General features: G+C 31.0%; 15 protein-coding genes. 13 read left to right on the plus strand and 2 right to left on the minus strand.

Translation table 11 applies throughout. The annotated features are described in order from the left end of the window. Positions 1-69: 69 nt before the first annotated feature. From BUC09_RS05175 to BUC09_RS05200, 6 genes are all read left to right on the plus strand, one after another. Positions 70-819, plus strand: coding sequence for a hypothetical protein (locus BUC09_RS05175; RefSeq protein ID WP_073309359.1), 750 nt, complete (start codon positions 70-72; stop codon positions 817-819). Between the two features lie 440 nt (positions 820-1,259). Next, the gene (locus BUC09_RS05180; protein ID WP_073309361.1) at positions 1,260-2,903 is read left to right on the plus strand and encodes a T9SS type A sorting domain-containing protein; all 1,644 of its coding nucleotides are present in this window, start codon (positions 1,260-1,262) and stop codon (positions 2,901-2,903) included. Between the two features lie 2 nt (positions 2,904-2,905). Next, entirely contained in the window at positions 2,906-6,262 is a 3,357-nt protein-coding gene (locus BUC09_RS05185; RefSeq protein WP_073309363.1) for an RHS repeat domain-containing protein, read from the plus strand. Positions 6,263-6,274: 12 nt separating this feature from the next. After that, a complete protein-coding gene (locus BUC09_RS05190; RefSeq protein ID WP_073309365.1) occupies positions 6,275-9,781 on the plus strand; it encodes a DUF6443 domain-containing protein in 3,507 nt (1,168 codons plus the stop codon). Between the two features lie 11 nt (positions 9,782-9,792). Continuing rightward, complete coding sequence (locus BUC09_RS05195) at positions 9,793-10,215, plus strand: hypothetical protein (protein ID WP_073309367.1); 423 nt, start codon at positions 9,793-9,795, stop codon at positions 10,213-10,215. Positions 10,216-10,570: 355 nt separating this feature from the next. After that, the gene (locus BUC09_RS05200; protein ID WP_073309369.1) at positions 10,571-13,195 is read left to right on the plus strand and encodes an AAA family ATPase; all 2,625 of its coding nucleotides are present in this window, start codon (positions 10,571-10,573) and stop codon (positions 13,193-13,195) included. Between the two features lie 65 nt (positions 13,196-13,260). Here BUC09_RS05200 and BUC09_RS14755 read toward each other — a convergent pair whose 3' ends face one another. Continuing rightward, complete coding sequence (locus BUC09_RS14755) at positions 13,261-13,401, minus strand: hypothetical protein (protein WP_159432937.1); 141 nt, start codon at positions 13,399-13,401, stop codon at positions 13,261-13,263. Between the two features lie 911 nt (positions 13,402-14,312). Here BUC09_RS14755 and BUC09_RS05210 point away from each other — a divergent pair. Next, positions 14,313-14,807: a hypothetical protein gene (locus tag BUC09_RS05210; protein ID WP_073309374.1), complete on the plus strand. Its 495-nt coding sequence runs from the start codon at positions 14,313-14,315 to the stop codon at positions 14,805-14,807. Positions 14,808-14,896: 89 nt separating this feature from the next. After that, entirely contained in the window at positions 14,897-15,457 is a 561-nt protein-coding gene (locus BUC09_RS05215) for an REP-associated tyrosine transposase (RefSeq protein ID WP_073309376.1), read from the plus strand. Between the two features lie 152 nt (positions 15,458-15,609). On the opposite strand, the gene BUC09_RS05220 is transcribed toward BUC09_RS05215, so the two are convergent. Further along, complete coding sequence (locus tag BUC09_RS05220; RefSeq protein WP_073309378.1) at positions 15,610-16,050, minus strand: hypothetical protein; 441 nt, start codon at positions 16,048-16,050, stop codon at positions 15,610-15,612. Positions 16,051-16,200: 150 nt separating this feature from the next. On the opposite strand from BUC09_RS05220, the gene BUC09_RS05225 reads away from it, so the two are divergent. From BUC09_RS05225 to BUC09_RS05245, 5 genes are all read left to right on the plus strand, one after another. Then, positions 16,201-16,965, plus strand: coding sequence for a Rossmann-like and DUF2520 domain-containing protein (locus tag BUC09_RS05225; protein ID WP_073309380.1), 765 nt, complete (start codon positions 16,201-16,203; stop codon positions 16,963-16,965). Further along, entirely contained in the window at positions 16,949-17,476 is a 528-nt protein-coding gene (locus tag BUC09_RS05230) for a KdsC family phosphatase (protein WP_073309382.1), read from the plus strand. Before BUC09_RS05225 ends, BUC09_RS05230 begins: the two co-directional genes overlap by 17 nt. Before the next feature lie 9 nt (positions 17,477-17,485). After that, positions 17,486-18,409, plus strand: coding sequence for a geranylgeranylglycerol-phosphate geranylgeranyltransferase (locus tag BUC09_RS05235; protein WP_073309384.1), 924 nt, complete (start codon positions 17,486-17,488; stop codon positions 18,407-18,409). After that, positions 18,399-18,983: a Maf-like protein gene (locus BUC09_RS05240; protein WP_073309386.1), complete on the plus strand. Its 585-nt coding sequence runs from the start codon at positions 18,399-18,401 to the stop codon at positions 18,981-18,983. Before BUC09_RS05235 ends, BUC09_RS05240 begins: the two co-directional genes overlap by 11 nt. 92 nt (positions 18,984-19,075) lie before the next feature. After that, a complete protein-coding gene (locus tag BUC09_RS05245; RefSeq protein ID WP_073309388.1) occupies positions 19,076-19,591 on the plus strand; it encodes a hypothetical protein in 516 nt (171 codons plus the stop codon). Positions 19,592-19,777: the final 186 nt, after the last annotated feature.

Genomic DNA, 19,777 nt, shown 5'->3' on the forward strand with positions numbered 1-19,777 from the left:
GCAATCTCTCTTTTACATTAATTTTTCTTGCTTTAGTATTGCTACATAATAATTTTAAAACACAAACATATGGCTAGAGTAAGCGGTCTCATTAAGATTGAGGGAACAGTAGAAGATTTAACCTTTTACAAAAAAGAAGGCGTTAGTTATGTACGCAGAAAAGGAGGCGTTTCTAAAGAACGCATTGGTTCTGATTCAAATTTTGTTAGAACCAGAGAAAATAACAATGAATTTGGACATAGTGGTTCAAGTGGAAAAATTTTACGTCGTGCTTTAGGCTCTATGGTTCTAAAAGCAAAAGACAGTAAACTATCGAGTCGATTACTTGGTGTAATGTCTCAAATCAAGAACTTAGATACAGTATCTGCAAGAGGAGAGAGAAAAGTTTCTATAGGGTTAGGAACCCCTGAAGGTAAACAAGTTTTGAGAGGATTCAACTTTAATGCAAAATCAACCTTAAATGGAGTACTAATGGCTCCCTATACATTAAACACTTCAACTGGTGAAGTAACAGTAACTAATTTACTAACTGCTGAACAAATTTTATTTCCGCAAGGAGCTACACATGTAAGTTTTCAAAGTGCTGTACTTGCATTGGATTTTGAGACAGAAATTTCAGAGTTAAACTATAGCTCTGTATCAAACTTACCAATAAACCTCACACCTACTTCTATTTCATTGACCCCGACTCAAATTCCAACTGGAAGTGGCCAGCAATTTTTTATGCTCATGATTTCGTTCTATCAACAAGTAAATGGTGTACAATATTCGTTGAAAAATGAGGAATATAATGTGCTCTGCATTTTAGATATCATTTAATTTTTTAAAGATTTGAACCCAGTAGCAAACTACTGGGTTTTATTTTTATGGCTTAAAATTGCTATTGATTTATAACTAATTTTCTTATTTGTACTTTGTCTTGAAACAAAGTACCAAAATTACTCATGCTCTTATTTAGCCTAAGAAATTCGTGAATCTTCGATTTCAAGTCTGGGTTTCTCAGTGTTCCAATTGCATTTCAAATCCTAAAGCAAAAAAACTTGCTGCGCACAACCAACTTTTACTTTTTAACGAATTTTTCAATGATTGGAAGCTCAAGATAATTGAGCAGTTAAATTATTATAAATTCCTACAAAAAAATAACCAATTTTGGTGATTGTTTTATGCTAAAATAAAATCTAATTTTGCGCCCGATTAAAAGAAACAAGCATATCAACCGTCTCTAAATCAAAAACATTTCTTAACCTTAACACGTTTGTATGATACTTTATCATCTTAAAAGCAAGCTTTTGGCTCTGCTTACTCTCTTCTTTTGTGTTTTCACAATGCATGCTCAAGACATACTTTGGGAAAAATCATATGGTGGAAAACATGCTGAATATCTTTTTGACGCCATTCCCACTCCTGATTATGGTTTCATTCTTGCTGGTAGTTCTATTTCCAATAAAAACGGTAACAAATCTGACAATAATAAAGGAGATTTAGATTATTGGGTTTGGAAAATGGACGAAAGAGGTGGACTTGACTGGCAAAAAAGTTTTGGTGGTTCTGGAACCGATTTACTACAAAGTATAAAACTAACTAACGACGGTGGGTTTATTTTAGCCGGTACTTCGACTTCAAATAAATCTGAAGATAAAAAAGATAATGCTTATGGTGATGCTGATTTTTGGATCATAAAACTAGATGCTAAAGGTGGTGTGATGTGGCAAAAGACAATAGGCGGCACTGGTCAAGAAAAATTACAAAGTATAGCTTGTACTAAAGATGGTGGTTATATTATAGGAGGATCATCGAGCTCAGACAAAGTAGAAAATGATAAGGAAGAAATCAACCTTCATGAAAAAACTGAAAAAAATAGAGGTAATCTTGATTATTGGGTAGTTAAGCTTAGTGTAAATGGAACTCCTGAATGGCAAAAAACTATAGGAGGAAAATATTTTGATGAACTTAAAAGCATTGAACAAACTACGGATGGAGGTTATATTTTAGGAGGATATTCTAATTCACCCGTATCTGGAGATAAAACATCAGATAATTTTGGGCTTGGGGATTATTGGATTGTAAAATTAGATGAATCTGGAAATATAACTTGGCAAAAAACTATTGGAGGTGATAAAGATGATAACTTATTCACTTTAATTCAAACTAAAGACAAAGGTTTTCTTCTAGGAGGAAACTCAAACTCTAATGCCACAAATTCGAAAAAGAAAGGCAATGGAAAGGGAACTGATTTTTGGGTAGTAAAACTAGATGAAACTGGTGATATTGTTTGGCAAGAAACCTATGACTATGGGAAAGTAGATGTATTAACATCGATAGTCGAAAATGAGGATCATACTTTTCTTATAGGTGGGTATGCACAATCAGAAATCAGAAATCAGAAATCAGAAATTAGTAAGTCATCAACATCAAAAAATGACAAAGAAGGTATAAACGATTATATAGCCTTAAAAATAAAAGACAACGGTGAAGAGGTCTGGACCCAAACCGTGGGTAGTAAAGGAGATGAAGTGATGAAAAAACTCTTGGAAACCAGAGATGGGGGTTACTTACTTGCAGGAACTTCAAAAGGAGGACAATCTAGAGATAAAGGAAGCTCCATAGGAGGAAACGATTTTTGGGTAGTCAAACTAAAAGACAAAGAGAAAAAACAAAAAACAAAAACAGCAGTAGAAGCTTATCCTAACCCTGCTGAAAGCTTTACCAATACATTAGTAAACTATGACTACAACGATGGCTGGGCAACTTTATATGACCTGAATGGTAGACAATTACAAAAAATAGAACTCCATGGTGAACATACTGTTCCAATTCAACTAGGAAACATACCAAGTGGTGTGTATTTAGTAAACATTAAAACAAACAACGGAGAAGACTCTGTGAAAATTATAAAGAATTAGAAATGAAATTAAGTAAAGTATTTATATTATTAATTTTAACATTGAGTATTAAAACATTAGCTCAAGAGTTGCCCAATATTGTACCACCTTCCCCTGAAGCATCACAAATGTTAAAAGCTATTGAAACTCCCGTTTCTCATTTTTCCGGTTTAGCAAACATTTCAATTCCTATAACAACAATAAAAGTTGATAACATTGAAATTCCAATTAGATTAGATTATTATTCTAAAGGTATTTTAGTAGACGAAATTTCCTCAAGAATTGGAGCTGGTTGGTCGTTGAATTATGGAGGTGTTGTATCTAGACAAATAAGAGATAAAGCTGATGGATATGGAATACTTTATAATGATCATTTTAGAGACTTTCAATATAGCCCTAGTAGAAGAATAAATATTCTTAGTGCAACTGTTGACCCTGAAACTAATCCATATGATTTTATTCCAGATCAATTTTATTTTTCAACACCTAGTGAAAGTGGTAAATTTATTTTTGACTACATGGATGACCAACCCGTTATCCAAGATTATAAAGATATCATAATAAATCATGATTTTAATTCAACCACCAATGCATCATTAAGTTCAGGATTTATCTTAACAGATAAAGAAGGAAACAAGTTTTATTATGGCAAAACAAAAGATCAATCAAGAAAAGCATTGAATTACGAAAAATCAAACACATCCTATATTTATAGTTCAAATTTTTTTCAGCAAAATAATTTAAACGAAAGTTATCAACCTAATTCTTGGCAATTAGTTGAGATAGAAACATCAAAAGGTAACAAAATAGAATTCTTTTACGAACCTGAGACTACTTACTACATAAAGAAGAACCATGATAAACATGAAAAGCAGGGAGAAAACAATTTTTACAATACTCCCACCTCATACTTTTCTAAAATAGAAAGTGTTCAACAACAATTAAGCGAAATAAAATTTAATCAAGGCAAAATAAAATTTATAAATAATTTACAGCAACAGAGAGAAGATTTACTAGGAGGAAGATCTTTGGATCAAATAGAATTATATGATATAAAAAATGTATTGATCAAAAAAATTAAACTCAATCACTTTTATACTTCTGCAAATCCTCAAGATCAAAATGTACTTCCTCAACTGAGAATGCTTGACTCTGAATCTGAAAAAAGATTATTTTTATCTGAAGTTATAGAGTTTCCTGTTGTTTCCAGCGAAGTTGAACCTATTACATATAAACTGGAGTATACTAATCAGATACTACCTAGCAGATTTTCAACATCTCAAGATGCGTGGGGATATTACAACGGTGAACCAAACGGTCATTATCTTACCTTTTTTCAAACAAATGTTAACCCAATTAATAGAAGAGTTAGTCCAACTTTTTCTTCTGCAGGTATGTTAGAAAAAATTACATATCCAACCAAAGGATATACAACTTATACTTATGAAAATAACGTAGCATTTTACGATAATAGGTTTGATGGAAATATAATTATCCATGAAACAATGCCTGAAGATGATGCTACTCCAGTTGGTTTATCTCCTTTTGAATATAATACTAATTTTAATGGATCATATTATACTAAAATCTTTGAAATAACTGATGTAGATACTGGAATTTCAAATTATGAAACAATCAACACTACTTTCCATATATACAACAATTCAGAATGTATAACTGGTAAAGAATTAACTTGTTCTTATAAAGCTTCAATAACAAATGTTGACACAAAAAAATCATATCCTTTAAAGCCTAATTTAAGTACAATATTGTTACCGAAAGGAAAATATGTTTTGAATGTACATCCTTTAAACTATCCATACGACCATCTTGACATGGTTAACGGATTTAACATCATACTAAATTGGAAAAAAAATGTAAATTCCAGTGATAACTTATATTCTGGAGGAAAAAGAATTAAAAGCATAAAGCAATTCAATCACGATAATTCTCTTGTTACGAGTAAAGAATATATTTATCCTGGCAAAGGTAATTTATATGGATTGCCTAATTTCCTGTCTTTTCATTATAAAGATGAAAATGGACAAAGAATATACACTAACTATGGAGGTATACCTGGAGCTCCTTTTAGCACTTACCAATCCAACTCAACAGGTTACACTACTGTTATTGAATATTTTGGTGACAGTAACCAAAACAATGGAAAAATAGAGTATTCTTTTACAGATACTCAAGACAATGGAAAATATTGGGAATTCCCTCAGCATGCCCCTACTGATAATGAATGGTTAAGAGGAAAACCTTTAGTTACAAATTATTACAAAAACAATAATGGCAATTATGAATTACAGAGAACATTAGAATATGAATATTACAATCAGAATTCTATGCTTAATATGATTAACAGTGATCCACAAATTGAAACCTTAAAGCCAGAACCCACTTATAAAGGTTTATCTCAAAATGTTACAGATCCTTTAAAAAAATACAAAAAAACAAGAGATTCATTTAGATTACCCTTATTTAGTTTTATGAGTTCTGGGAATGTAAGTGGAGAACCTGCTAATAATAATATACCTAATTGTTGGGTTCCTGATGGTAATGGAGGTGTAAAATATGAATGTTCAGAAGATTACTATTATAAATCATATTTTTTAACTGGTGGCTTTGCTCCTCTAAAAAAGATAACTCAAACTGAATACTATGAAGGATCAGAATTCATTACAGTTAATGAGTATTTATACAATACACAAAACAACTATCAAATTAAAAGTACACAAAACCGAAATTCAATTGAAGAAACCCTTGAAACCAAATATTCTTATGCACATGAAATAGGCAATCAAGCTATGATTGCTAAAAACATGATAGGTATACCGTTAAAAACAGAAACCTTAAGAAATAATGAAAAACTATCTACACAAGAAACTCTTTATAAAGACTGGGGGAATAATTTGTTAGCTCCTGAAATTGTAAAAGTTTCAAAAGGAAACCAAGACTTAGAAGACAGAATTAAATATAATAGAATTGATGGCACTAATGGCAACCCATTAGAGGTTGAACAAATAGGCGGTACCAAGATAGCTTATATATGGGGTTACAATAAAACACAACCCATTGCCAAAATTGAAAATGCCTCGTATGCTGATGTAGAATCCTATGTAAGTAATTTACAATCTAAATCAGATACTGGAACAGAATCTGAGCTAATTACAGCATTAAATAACCTTCGTACTGCGTTGCCAAATGCTATGGTAACTACCTTAACCTATAAACCGTTGGTAGGAGTTAGTACCGTTACCGATCCGAAAGGTAATCTAACAACTTATTTATACGATGAATTTAACAGACTCAAGCAAGTTGTAGACCATCAAGGAAACGTTATTAGTGAAAACAATTATAATTACAGACCTAACTAAAACTAAAGCAACATGAAGAAACTATTATTTTTATTGATTTCTGGTTTTGCTTTAGCTCAAAACACAGATCAAAATTTTGTCAAAACCACTACCTACAGAGATCAAGGAGCAACAAAACCTTTGCATCAAGTCACTTATTTTGATGGGTTAGGTAGACCTATTCAAAAGGTTACCAATGCTCAATCTAATACAGGAAAAGATATTGTAACTCATATTGAGTATGATGCTTTTGGACGTCAGGTAAAAGACTATTTACCCTATCCGAGTTCCCAAAACAACATGCAATTTATCGATCCAGTAACTGCAAGTACTGGAACAAGTTCTTATTATCAAGGTCTGTATGGCGATGCTAACCCTTACAGTGAAAAGCTTTTAGAAGCATCACCCCTAGATAAAGTTTTAAAACAAGCTGCGCCTGGTAATGCATGGGCCATGAATTCAGGTCATGAAATCAAGAGTGACTATCAAACTAATACAGCTAGTGAAATTAAACTATTTCAAGTTACAACTACTTGGAATACAAGCAATCTTTTATATGATATTGCTATTTCAAATTCTGGAAATTATCAAGCCAATCAGTTATATAAAACAGTAACTAAAGATGAAAATTGGATTTCTGGAAACAACTATACTACTCAGGAATTTAAAGACAAAGAAGGTCGAGTTGTGCTAAAAAGAACTTTTTCTAACATTATAGAAGGAGGTACAATTGTAGAATCTGAAGCCAAACATGATACTTATTACATTTATGATCAATACGGTAATTTGACTTATGTTATTCCTCCGTTAGCTGATGGAGATATTTCTGAGAATAGTTTAAACGGTTTATGCTATCAATACAAATACGATTACCGTAATAGACTGGTTGCTAAAAAACTACCTGGAAAACAATGGGAGTTTATTGTGTATGACAAATTAGACAGACCTGTGGCTACAGGTCCAGCATTTTCACCATCGGGTGATGCAACCTCAGGGGTACTTATAACAGAATATGATGTTTTTGGTAGAGTAACCCAAACGGGATGGAAAGCAATGAGCATAGATGAAACCTCAAGAGGTTCATGGCAAAACAACATTAACTCTGGAACTAATCCATTTGTTCTTGGCACTACAGATATTTTAACCAAAAACTTTTATGATAATTATAGCTTTAATCCTAATCTATCGGTAGGTACTCCATATGCAACTAATGTGAAAGGATTACAAACTGGTAGTTGGGTTAAAGTATTGGACCCTAATAATCCAAATGCTAGTGAATTATCGTACACGTTGTATGATTATAAATACCGCCCTATTGTTACACATACAAATAATTATTTAGGAGGTTATACCCATACAATCAACACATTAGATTGGGCTGGTAAAACATTACAAACTCAAACCACTCATAAAAGAGTTAATAGTGATACTGAAATAAAAGTAACCGACACTTTTGAATATACTCCTGAGGATAGATTATCATTACACAAACAACAAATTAATAATCTTCCTGAGCAACTTATTGCTAAAAACACTTATGATGAATTAGGGCAATTAACATCTAAAAATGTGGGAGGTAATGATGTTACAGGAACATTAGGTTTACAAAAAGTAGATTATAATTACAATATTAGAGGTTGGCTTACAGCCATTAATGATGTTGCAAATCTTTCTAAAGGAACAAATCTTGAACTTAACGATTTATTTGCTTTTAAGATAGGTTATAATACTCATAATACTATAGGAACAAACGATATTGAACCATGGTTACTCTATAATGGCAATATTGCCGAAACTTATTGGAGAACCAATAGTGATAATGTAATTAGAAAATACAATTACAAGTACGATGCCTTAAATAGATTACTTGATGCTCAATACATAAAACCTGAAGTAAGCTCAGCTTATAACAGTTATAGAGAATTATTGTCTTACGATAAAAACGGAAACATTAATTATTTATCCAGAAACGGTGACCAAGACTCAGACGGTTCGCTTCCAGAAAATACTATTGATGAATTAAATTATACATATGATCCTATCAAAAAAAATCAATTGATAAAGGTGATAGATTATAGCTTCAATCCACAGGGATTTAGAGATGATTCTGACGGAGTTAATGATCCTGATGATGATTATGAATATGATGCTAACGGAAATCTTACTAAAGATGACAACAAGGGCATTACAAAGATATTTTACAACCATTTGAACCTACCTACTAAGATTGATTTTACTAGTGTATCAAATCAAAAAATTGAATATATTTACAATGCACTAGGACAAAAAGTGCAAAAAAAAGTTTACGATTTAATTTATAATGGTACTACTTTTGTTCCTGGTAGTAATGTAACTCAATATTTAAATGGAGGTTTTCAGTATAGAGATAATGTGTTACAGTTTTTCCCACATGCTGAAGGATATGTAAACAATACCGTTGTAAACGGAGCTAATAATTATAACTATGTTTTTAATTATACAGACCATTTAGGGAATATAAGAGTAAGTTATGGTATTGACCCAGATACACAAGTTCTTAAGATTATTGAAGAAAATCATTATTATCCTTTTGGGTTAAAACACACTAATTATAACAATACAAAATTAATTTTCAAAGAAGAAGAGGAAAGATCAGGTGTTGTAGCACTAAAAGGAGGTGGTGGTACACCACAAGCTCCAAAACCAACTTATAATTATAAATACAACGGAAAAGAGTTGCAGGACGAGCTGGGGCTGAACATGTACGATTATGGAGCTAGGAATTATGACCCTGCAATTGGTAGATGGATGAATATTGACCCACTTGCTGAAACATCAAGAAGATGGAATCCTTACACATACTGTTATGACAATCCTATGCGATTTGTAGACCCTGATGGAATGCAAGCTGACGATTGGAGAATTAACTATGTTGATAAAAATGGTAAACAGCAGGAATTTATTTTTAATGGGGGGCAAACGGCTTTGCCAGACAATCAGTTTGTCAGAGATTTTGTTGATGCATATCGTTATAATGTAGGTAATGGTGGCGGAGATGGATTAAGGTCAGTTGCAGAAAACCCTAATTTAATGGTAGATGTCCAACAAACTGACGGTGTTTCATTTACTGACCAACCTTCATTAGCTCCTAATTCAGGTGATTACAATGTTGTAAATTGGAATCCAAATATGGGATTAGAGACAACAAGTGGAAATATTTTATCTCCAGCAACTGTATTAGACCATGAAGGTGACCATGCTGGAAAATATGCAGCTGAAGGGAAAGTTAAAATGAATCTTAGACTTGAGAAAGAAGATGCAAAATATGATAATAAAGAAGAGAAAAGAGTTGTTACGGGCTCTGAACAAAGAACAGCAAGAGCAAATGGAGAAATTGCTGGTCCTGAAGTTACCCGAAATAATCACCAAGGGTTACCTGTTATAACAAGTTCTCCAACTTCAACAAAGGTTAATGCATCTAAAACAGTTCAATTTAACCAGAAGATGGCTGACCAAGGAATATTCTATAATCCTTCTTTTGAAAAATACAAAAAGAGATAAACTATAAACTTATGAAAAGCATACTTTTAACTATTATTATATTTTCAGCTTTAAATTGTAATTTAAACAATAAACCTGAAAAAATTGATAATCAATATCTAGAGTTTTTTTACTTCAAAGGAAATAAACATTTTCCTTTTAGAATTAATTGTAAATCTATACGAAGTGAAATGTTTAGAGAACATATAAAATATAAAAAAATAGAAGATACTGAGTATATTGAGAGGTTTAAAAAAGAATATGAAAAGTTAAAAACTGGAAAAAAGCAAGACGAAATAGATGTGCGTACACAAATAATTTTTCATAAAGGCAAAATTTCAGATACCATTTGTATGGGAAGTCATTTTGGCATCAAAATTAATGGAGTAAGAAAAAATGATTCTAAGTCATTCTTAAATTTAATTCAAGAAAAAATGTACGAATCAGAAAAGTAGATAACGAATGAATTGGGTATAAATTCCTAAAATAATAATTCGTTTCCAACGGCATTCGGGATACAGGGATGGGCGCATAATCGTGTCCATCCTTTGTTTTATCCACCCTCACCCAAACCAATCAAATTCAGTATAAATACGTATTGTGTGATTCTTTGGAATTCATTTTCTTGTTACGGTTTCCCGTAAAGAAATAATTGATTTATTGGTTTTATTTGTTTTTATGTAAACGGGCATCTAACTAAATCTAGTTAGATAAAATATCATTAGAATTAGGGATTGTTTGGTGTTTGTATTAGTAATACATTTCTATCGAATAGTGCTAAACAATAATTAATAAATTATTTACTGAAATATGTCAATATTAAACGATATTATAGATTGGGTTGAAGATAAACCTATATTTTGGCAAGTTGCAATTGATAAACTTATCCGAAATAATCATATAACTGAAACTGAATTCCTAAAGCTGAAAGAAATCTGTAAAAAAGAATTTGGATTATCAAAGATTGAACATGAAGATGTGAATTTTGATAATTTAAGAGAATATGTTGATAATTTATCAAACAGTAACAGTATTACATTGTCTAGTATATTAAATGTAGATAATGTCAATGCTCTATCAACAACAGCCACACTGGAATTTGCCCCCACTGGATTAACCGTTGTATATGGTGATAATGGTTCAGGAAAATCAAGTTATGTTAGCATTCTCAAGCATATATGTAATACCAGAGGTCAAAAACCAAAAATAAATGGTAATCTATTCGACCCAGAAAGTAGTAGTAAGGATAAAAAAGCCGAAGTTGGTTATACTCTTGATGGAATAAATTTTGATTCTGTTGAATTAAAAAACGATGTACTGAGTAATTCAATTCTTAAGAGCGTTGATGTTTTTGATACATTTAGCGCTAATCATTATATTGAAGGAGAAGATGAAATTGCCTTTATACCACAAGGATTAGCAATTGTTGAAAAATTTGCAATTATTTTAAAGCAAATTGAAACTGAAATAACCAGTGAAAATCAAAACCTAAATTTAACTAGATTTGATTATAGTATTTTACAAGTTGACGCTAATTCTTCAGCAAAACAATTTTTAAATAATCTCAATCCTAATACTACACTTGACAATTTAAGAATCAATTCTGTATGGAATAGTTTAAGTGAGGAGAGAATTGTTGAATTGGGCAAAATTATTCTTGAATTAAAAGCTACTGACCCTCAAAAATTATTTAGGCTTAATTTGGAAAGAATTAGTCGATTTAAAATTCTTATAAATAGATTTTCAATTCTTGAAAAAGCCTTAAGCGGAGATTCTTTAAATAGTGTAAAAGAAATACTTGATAATTATGTTATAACTAGCGATACATTAAAAGCTTCATCAGAAAAAATATTTTCAAATTTGCCTATCAATGGAGTTGGAAATGATTCATGGAAGCAATTGTGGGAAAGCGCAAGAAAGTTTTATAATGAAAGTAAAGAAAAAGAAATCTTTCCAGAAACTGAATCTGACAGTAATTGCCCTCTTTGTCTTCAAAATTTAAGCGATGAGGCAAAAAAACATTTTATTGATTTTGAAGATTTTGTCAAGCAAGATATCCAAAAGCAATATGATAACGCTTTAAGAAATTACAATGAACTAATTGGAAAACTAAATAATTTATCTTTTGATTTAGACGAATTGAATCCAACGATTAGTGAAATAAGCAATTTTATTAATGATTATGGCACAAATCAAGATTTATACTTAAAGGGGCTTTCTGTCCAAAGAGATTATTTAATTAGTAAGTTGCTAGACAAAAAAGTTTTAGCTTCATTGACAAAGCCAGAGATTAAACCAAATGCAAGAGAATTGATAGAAGGACTGATTAAAAGAATTGAGGAAGAAAATAAAAAATTATCCACGCAATCAATCGAAAGTGAATTAGAGCCACTTGAAAAAGAATTGTCAGAACTTCAAGGTAAAAAAGTAATTTTTACACATAAACCTAAATTAGCAAGAGAAATATACCGTCAGAAGAAAAGTAGTCTTTTAGCTCAGTGTATTGCTAAATGTAATACTAGAACGGTTACAACTATTAGTAATCAACTTACGTCTACTTATGTGACTCAAAATCTTAAGCAAAGTTTTCAAAATGAATTAACAAAATTAGGATTTAGAAATATTAAAATTGAAACTGAAACTAGAGGAGCAAAAGGTAAGCAATATCATTTTTTAAAATTAAACGAACCAAATTCGACAGGTGTAGTATTAAAAGATATTCTAAGTGAAGGAGAGCATCGTTGTATAGCTTTATCTACGTTTTTATCTGAATTATCGCTTTCAGAACATAATAGTTCAATAATTTTTGATGACCCTGTTTCATCTCTTGACCACAAATGGCGTGATAAAATAGCAAGAAGGATTTCAGAGGAATCAAAAAACAGGCAAGTAATAGTTTTTACTCATGACATTTCTTTTTTATTGATGATTCAAGAGCATGCTGAAAAACTCGATTGTGAGTTAGATATAAAAAGTTTAACTCGAAAGAAAATAGAAACTGGAATTATTGCCAGCAATCCACCTTGGGATGCACTTCCAGTCGGAAAAAGAATTGGAATTCTCAAAGCAGATTATCAAATTTTAGAAAAAATTGAAAGAACCGAAACTGAAGAAGTATATAATGAAAAAGTGAAAGTATTGTATGGAAAGTTAAGGGAAACATGGGAAAGATTTGTTGAAGAAGTATTCCTTAACAGCACTGTACAAAGATTTGGGAGAGAAATTCAAACTAAAAGATTAGCAAAGGTTATTGACCTTACTATTGTAGATTATACTATTGTAGATGATAATATGTCGAAATGTTCTACTTATTTTTTGGGACACGATAGCGCAGGAGAATTGATAGCAACTGTACCTGATTCTCAAGAATTTTTATCCGACATAAATATTCTTGAGGAATTTACAAAGACCATAAGGAATAGACGAAACAAATAAATTAGAAATAAATAACCCCTGTCGGATCGACAGGGGTTATTTACTTTTAAATTGAACCTCATTTATCATTCAGTTTCTGTTTCCACCTCATTAATTTCAATATCTCGATACAGTCCTTTGAAATCTTCTCTTTCCAACACCACATTTCTAAAAACTGATTTTAAATGATTTGCAAATGCAATACGAAAATCTTCATTAACAACCATTGAAGTCGATGAACCACCAGTAGAACCCCGATAGCGCGGAAATGTTTTCCGTGCCTACATAAAAAACAAAAACCCCGATACTCCCGATAGCTCGGATTTGCAATCCGTGCTTACAAAGAATATAAACTACAACCTTAAAAGTTGTAGTTTTGTTTTTAGATAACTAAGCCAAATAATTTAAAAGTGATTTTGATAGATCTCACTTGAAATTGATGATAAGCACGGATTATAAATCCGCGCTATCGGGATTTGCAATCCGTGCTTACAAAGAATATAAACTACAACCTTAAAAGTTGTAGTTTTGTTTTTAGATAACTAAGCCAAATAATTTAAAAGTGATTTTGATAGATCTCACTTGAAATTGATGATAAGCACGGATTATAAATCCGCGCTATCGGGATTTGCAATCCGTGCTTACAAAGAATATAAACTACAACCTTAAAAGTTGTAGTTTTGTTTTTAGATAACTAAGCCAAATAATTTAAAAGTGATTTTGATAGATCTCACTTGAAATTGATGATAAGCACGGATTATAAATCCGCGCTATCGGGATTTAGTTGCAATTTTAAAAATTTATTTTTGGCCCCGATAGCGCGGAAATATTTTCCCTGCCCACAAAGAATATAAACTACAACCCTAAAAGTTGTAGTTTTGTTTTTAGATAACTAAGCCAAATAATTTAAAAGTGATTTTGATAGATCTCACTTGAAATTGATGATAAGCACGGATTATAAATCCGCGCTATCGGGTAAAGATAAACAAGGGATACCTTCAATAACTGGGATTAGTTCGCGAATAATAGAAAAAAACGGTAAAAAAATATTTGATTCTAAAGGTAGTGTGGTCATTTATAAAGGTGGTGTTGAAATCAAAAGAATGAGTTTGTCTAATTATAAAAAAAAATATAAAAAATGAAGTCAGTATTAAGAGTACCATTAAAAGTTTTAATATTAATTTCTATACTTTATTCTTGTAATAAAAAAGATAAAATCGAAAGGAGTGAATATGAAGAAAAATCAAATACATTTTCCTTTTATAATAAAGAATTTATCAATGCTAATAAAATAGAAAACTTAAAAAAAACAATTGAAATTAAAGGTGATACTATTGCTTTTTTAGAATTAGAAGAAATTTATTTTAACAGTGGTCATAGAGATGAATTTCTATATTATGCCATCTTTATGGCAAATGCATATGATTATAGTGGAGCTTACTATACATGTTATAAAATTTTGCATACAGATTTTGGTAAAGAGAAATACAAAATGAATGATAAACTTGCCAATTACTACTTATTAAAAGCAAATGAAAAAGGGAGTAAAAGTTCAACTTACAATATAAAAGAAAGATTTCCAAATGGCAAAATTCCTTCCTCAGAAGAATATTGGAAATCAATAATTAAATAGCCCCGATAGCGCGGATTTGTAATCCGTGCCCACAAAGAATATAAACTACAACCTTAAAAGTTGTAGTTTTGTTTTTTTAACTAAAAGCCATGTCAACAAAATATAAAGCCACAACCACAGAAGACGGTTATTTTATTACAATAACAACCGTAGGATGGATAGATATTTTTACTCGTCTGAATCAAAAGTATGTCATCATTAATGCCCTGCAACATTGCCAACAAAACAAAGGATTAGAAATATATGCGTATTGCATTATGAGTTCGCATATTCATATACTTTGCAAAGCAACAAACGGGTTTATCTTATCTGATGTCATACAGGATTTTAAAAAATTCACTGCAAAGAAAATAATTCAAACTATTATAGATGAGCCTGAGAGTCGACGAGAATGGTTGTTAGATTATTTTCAAAAAGCTTGTGAACACTTAAAAAGAGAACAACAATATAAAGTCTGGCAAGATGGTTATCATGCAGAATTAGTATATAGCAATTCGTTTATAAAAGAAAAGATAAACTATATTCATACTAATCCTGTAAAAGACAAAATAGTTGCATTGCCAGAAGATTATTATTTTAGCTCAGCAAGAAACTATTCAGGGCTAGAAAATGATCTAGATATTGTTTTGTTGGAATTGTTTTTGATATAAATTGTAGGCACGGAAAACATTGATTGTAAGCACGGAAAACATTTCCGCGCTATCATGTTTATTTTTGACTTCGACTACGCTCAGCCAACAATTTAGGCATTAAAAAAAGGGCGAAACAAATTGTTTCACCCTTTTAAAAATTTTATAGGTTATTAACTTTTTTCAAAAAGTTTTTTTACATCTTCAATTGTCATCATTTCAGAAACTCCTGTAGACGATGTTACTTTGTTAGTTGTCATAAATTGAACAGTCAACTTGCTAGTAGTTTTAGTGTAATGCAACCAAACATAATCATTTGGCAATTCTAATTTAATATCATAAATAGGATTTGCATTAAAACCATCCATGATAATTTTATAGAAATTTTCAAAATCATTATCGATATTCTTAAATGTGAAATTTCTAATGCTTTCGTCATCCTTGTTTTCAATATTCTTGTAAAAGAAAGTGTATTGAGTTCCTTCTTTTTGAATATAAACATCATTTGTACCTACTCTCCCTAGTCTTTCTAAAGGAGTTGTTGGTAATACCTTAATTTGGCTAAAAGCCATACAACTTAAAAGAATCGCAAAAGCTGTGATGATTTTTCTCATGGTCTTTGGGTTAAAAAATTAATATTTGCCAAACATAACAAAAAATATTTTTTATAAAAAATTTAAAAAATTATTTATCAACAACTTATCGTTAAATCTATTCATAAAAAGCAGATTAGGACTCTAAAACCTTTTTCTTATTTTAGCAAAATGATTAGAATAGTAATTATTGGTTCAGGAAATGTAGCTCAACACTTGATTTCTGCTTTTAATAAAAGTAAGAATATAGAAGTGATTCAGGTTTTTTCCAGAAAAAATGATTTGGATCCTTGTTTATTTCCTTCTAAAAAGGTAATTTCTGACATTACTTTATTAAAAGATGCGGACTTGTATATAATTTCAGTTACAGATGGAGCTATAGCAGAAGTTTCAGAAAACATTTGTTTCAATAACAGATTAGTTGTTCATACTTCAGGCACAACTTCGATGGAAATTTTAAATGATAAAAATCGAAAAGGTGTTTTTTATCCATTGCAAACATTTACAAAAGGTAAAGAAGTTGATTTTAATGAAATTCCTATTTGTTTAGAAACTCAAAACGATGAAGATTATATTCTTTTAGAAAAAGTAGCTCAATCTATATCCAAAAAAGCTATAAAAATATCTTCAGAACAAAGAAAGGCTATACATGTTTCTGCGGTATTTGTGTGTAATTTTGTCAATCATTTATACCAGATAGGAAATGAAATTTGCACGGAAAACAACATCCCTTTTGAAATACTCTATCCTTTAATTGAAGAAACCGCTTCAAAAATAAAAAATCTTTCTCCTGTTGAAGCACAAACTGGCCCAGCAAAGAGAAATGACACAATAACTATAAATTCACATTTGAATTTCTTATCAAACGAAACATACAAAGAAATTTATAAATTACTAACTAAATCTATCATAGACACCCATGTCAAAGAGTTATAAAGAGATTATGAATGACATCACTACTTTTATTTTTGATGTCGATGGAGTACTAACAGACGGAACAGTACACGTTTCTCAAACTGGTGAAATGCTACGCGAAATGAACATTCGTGATGGTTTTGCTATGAAAGCAGCAGTAGAAAGTAACTATCATGTTTGTATCATATCTGGAGGAAGTAATGAAGGAGTTCGCATAAGACTTCGTAATTTAGGGATTAAAGATATTTATCTTGGTTCACCAGATAAAGTAGAGACTTTTAAAGAATACTGTAGTATTAATAATATTAAGCCTGAACAAGTATTGTATATGGGTGATGACATCCCTGATTATCATGTAATGAAGTTAGTTGGTTTACCAACATGCCCTCAAGATGCAAGTCCAGAAATCAAAGAAATATCAAATTACATTTCTCATAAAAATGGTGGAAAAGGTGCAGTGAGAGATGTAATAGAACAAGTTATGAAAGTTCAAGACAAATGGAATACTTATTTTAACGGCAAACACGATTAATCGCTACAAATGAAATACCTTAAACTTATTCGATATCCCAATTTGATTCTTATTGCTTTAATGCAATTAATAGTATTATATGGTTTTTTAAAAGTACAAAACATCGATTTAGCATTAAATGATTGGCAATATTGTTTACTAATCATAGCTACAGTTTGCATAGCTGCAGGCGGATACATCATTAACGACATTAACGATCAAGATGTGGATAAGATAAATAATCCTAAAAAAGCTATTGTTGGGAATCTAATAACCGAATCTCTGGCTTATAATTTATATGTTGGGTTTACTATAGTAGGAGTTGGTATTGGGTTTTATCTATCAAACTTTGTAGAAAAACCAAGCTTTGTTACTCTATTTATACTTTGTGCAGCATTACTCTACATATATGCCACAAATTTCAAACAAATTGTATTGGTTAAAAATCTTGTTGTGGCTTTTTTACTTGCTTTTAGTATCATTATTGTTGGCTTGATCAATATTTTTCCAGTAACACATGCCGGTAATCAAGCACAAATGCGAATGACTTTTTCAATTCTTATTGATTTCGCTATAATGGCTTTTATTATCAATTTTATCCGAGAAATAGTAAAAGACCTTGAAGATATTAATGGTGACTATAATAATGGAATTAAAACATTACCTATTATACTGGGAGTTTCAAGAACTGCTAAAGTAACTCTAGTGCTTTCTTTTATCCCTTTTGCAGGCATATTATATTACACTTACAATTATTTATTTCATTTACAATATGCAACAATTTACATCCTTGCTTTTTTAATAGGACCACTAATATATTTTATGATTAAAATGAGTGGAGCTAAAAGCAAAAAAGATTTCAAACACTTAAGTGATGTTTTAAAGCTAATTATCTTCTTTGGTATTCTGTGCATTGGTGTAATTGGATTAAACATAAAATACTATGTTGCTTAATAAACTAAAAGACATTAAAATAATATTAGCTTCTGGTTCGCCACGAAGACAACAATTCTTTAGAGATTTAGATTTAGACTTTCAAATAAGAATACGTGAAGTTGAAGAAGTTTTCCCTCCTCACCTTCAATCTTATGAAATCACAAATTATTTAGCGCAGCTAAAAGCCAACGCTTTTGATGATTTAAATTCTGACGAATTACTAATTACCAGTGATACTTTAGTTGTATTAGATGGAAAAACATTAGGCAAACCTTCTTCTGAAGAAGATGCAGTCAAAATGCTTCAAAATTTATCTGGAAAAACTCATGAAGTTATTACATCGGTATGTTTTAAAACAAAAAACAAAACTGAAATTATATACGATATAACAAAAGTTACTTTTTCAGATTTATCGTTAGAAAGTATAGAATATTATATTAAAAAACACAAACCACTTGACAAGGCTGGAAGCTACGGAATCCAAGACTGGATTGGCCTTATAGGAATTTCAAAAATAGAAGGATCCTATACAAATGTGGTTGGTTTACCTACCGAAAAAGTCTATCAATATCTGTTAAAATTTCAATTTTAGAACCCTTTCATAATTTTTCTGGCACAGTTGTTGGATAATATTACTCAAACAAGATCGTTATAGTATTACCCATAAATTAAAAAACATAGATTATGAAAAATATCAAATTAATTTTAGGAACATTTGTGATGTTTTTTGCCTTGCAATCGAGTGCACAAGTATCAGTAAGTTTAAACATTGGAGGTCCTCGTGACTGGTGCGATTATCATGACGAAAGAGTACAATATGTTTATTTACCAGAATTAGAATGTTATTATGATAATTACGCATCAGTTTATGTGTATTTAGGCCCTAGCGGATGGATACGTTCACGTTACTTACCTGATTATTGTCATGGTTATGATATTAACAGAGCACGTTACGTAGTCATTGACTATAGAGGTCATTCTCCTTGGAGATATTTTAACGACCACCGTCGTATGTATTATAGAGATGGATACCGTAACTATCGTCAAGAATATTACGCTCCACAACACAGAAGAAGCAATCATGTTGCAGTAGTTCACCATAGAGACTATGATAACGGACCACGTTATTATAAAAAAGATCGTGATAATGATAATAGAGGAAATGGTCACGGACATGGAAGAGGACACGGAAGACGTTAACAACCATCTACTTAAATAGAAACTCAGAGAACTACGGTTCTCTGTTTTTTTTTTAGCATACACCTCGGGTATATCTGCAAACGTATTTCCCGCTGTCCATTATATCTTTTTGTTGCCCTCGATCCTTCGACAAGCTCAGGAACCTACTCAGGCAACAAAAAGGATGTCATTTCCATCGGGGCTAAA

Origin of the sequence: Flavobacterium terrae, from assembly GCF_900142035.1 — a bacterium.
In the GTDB taxonomy this organism is placed as follows: Bacteria; Bacteroidota; Bacteroidia; order Flavobacteriales; family Flavobacteriaceae; genus Flavobacterium; species Flavobacterium terrae.

What these genes read in the sequence shown, in the direction of transcription:
- BUC09_RS05175 (WP_073309359.1), top strand. Translation starts at nt 70, where the DNA reads ATGGCTAGAGTAAGCGGTCTCATTAAGATTGAGGGAACAGTAGAAGAT.
- BUC09_RS05180 (WP_073309361.1), top strand. Translation starts at nt 1,260, where the DNA reads ATGATACTTTATCATCTTAAAAGCAAGCTTTTGGCTCTGCTTACTCTC.
- BUC09_RS05185 (WP_073309363.1), top strand. Translation starts at nt 2,906, where the DNA reads ATGAAATTAAGTAAAGTATTTATATTATTAATTTTAACATTGAGTATT.
- BUC09_RS05190 (WP_073309365.1), top strand. Translation starts at nt 6,275, where the DNA reads ATGAAGAAACTATTATTTTTATTGATTTCTGGTTTTGCTTTAGCTCAA.
- BUC09_RS05195 (WP_073309367.1), top strand. Translation starts at nt 9,793, where the DNA reads ATGAAAAGCATACTTTTAACTATTATTATATTTTCAGCTTTAAATTGT.
- BUC09_RS05200 (WP_073309369.1), top strand. Translation starts at nt 10,571, where the DNA reads ATGTCAATATTAAACGATATTATAGATTGGGTTGAAGATAAACCTATA.
- BUC09_RS14755 (WP_159432937.1), bottom strand. Translation starts at nt 13,401, where the DNA reads ATGGTTGTTAATGAAGATTTTCGTATTGCATTTGCAAATCATTTAAAA.
- BUC09_RS05210 (WP_073309374.1), top strand. Translation starts at nt 14,313, where the DNA reads ATGAAGTCAGTATTAAGAGTACCATTAAAAGTTTTAATATTAATTTCT.
- BUC09_RS05215 (WP_073309376.1), top strand. Translation starts at nt 14,897, where the DNA reads ATGTCAACAAAATATAAAGCCACAACCACAGAAGACGGTTATTTTATT.
- BUC09_RS05220 (WP_073309378.1), bottom strand. Translation starts at nt 16,050, where the DNA reads ATGAGAAAAATCATCACAGCTTTTGCGATTCTTTTAAGTTGTATGGCT.
- BUC09_RS05225 (WP_073309380.1), top strand. Translation starts at nt 16,201, where the DNA reads ATGATTAGAATAGTAATTATTGGTTCAGGAAATGTAGCTCAACACTTG.
- BUC09_RS05230 (WP_073309382.1), top strand. Translation starts at nt 16,949, where the DNA reads ATGTCAAAGAGTTATAAAGAGATTATGAATGACATCACTACTTTTATT.
- BUC09_RS05235 (WP_073309384.1), top strand. Translation starts at nt 17,486, where the DNA reads ATGAAATACCTTAAACTTATTCGATATCCCAATTTGATTCTTATTGCT.
- BUC09_RS05240 (WP_073309386.1), top strand. Translation starts at nt 18,399, where the DNA reads ATGTTGCTTAATAAACTAAAAGACATTAAAATAATATTAGCTTCTGGT.
- BUC09_RS05245 (WP_073309388.1), top strand. Translation starts at nt 19,076, where the DNA reads ATGAAAAATATCAAATTAATTTTAGGAACATTTGTGATGTTTTTTGCC.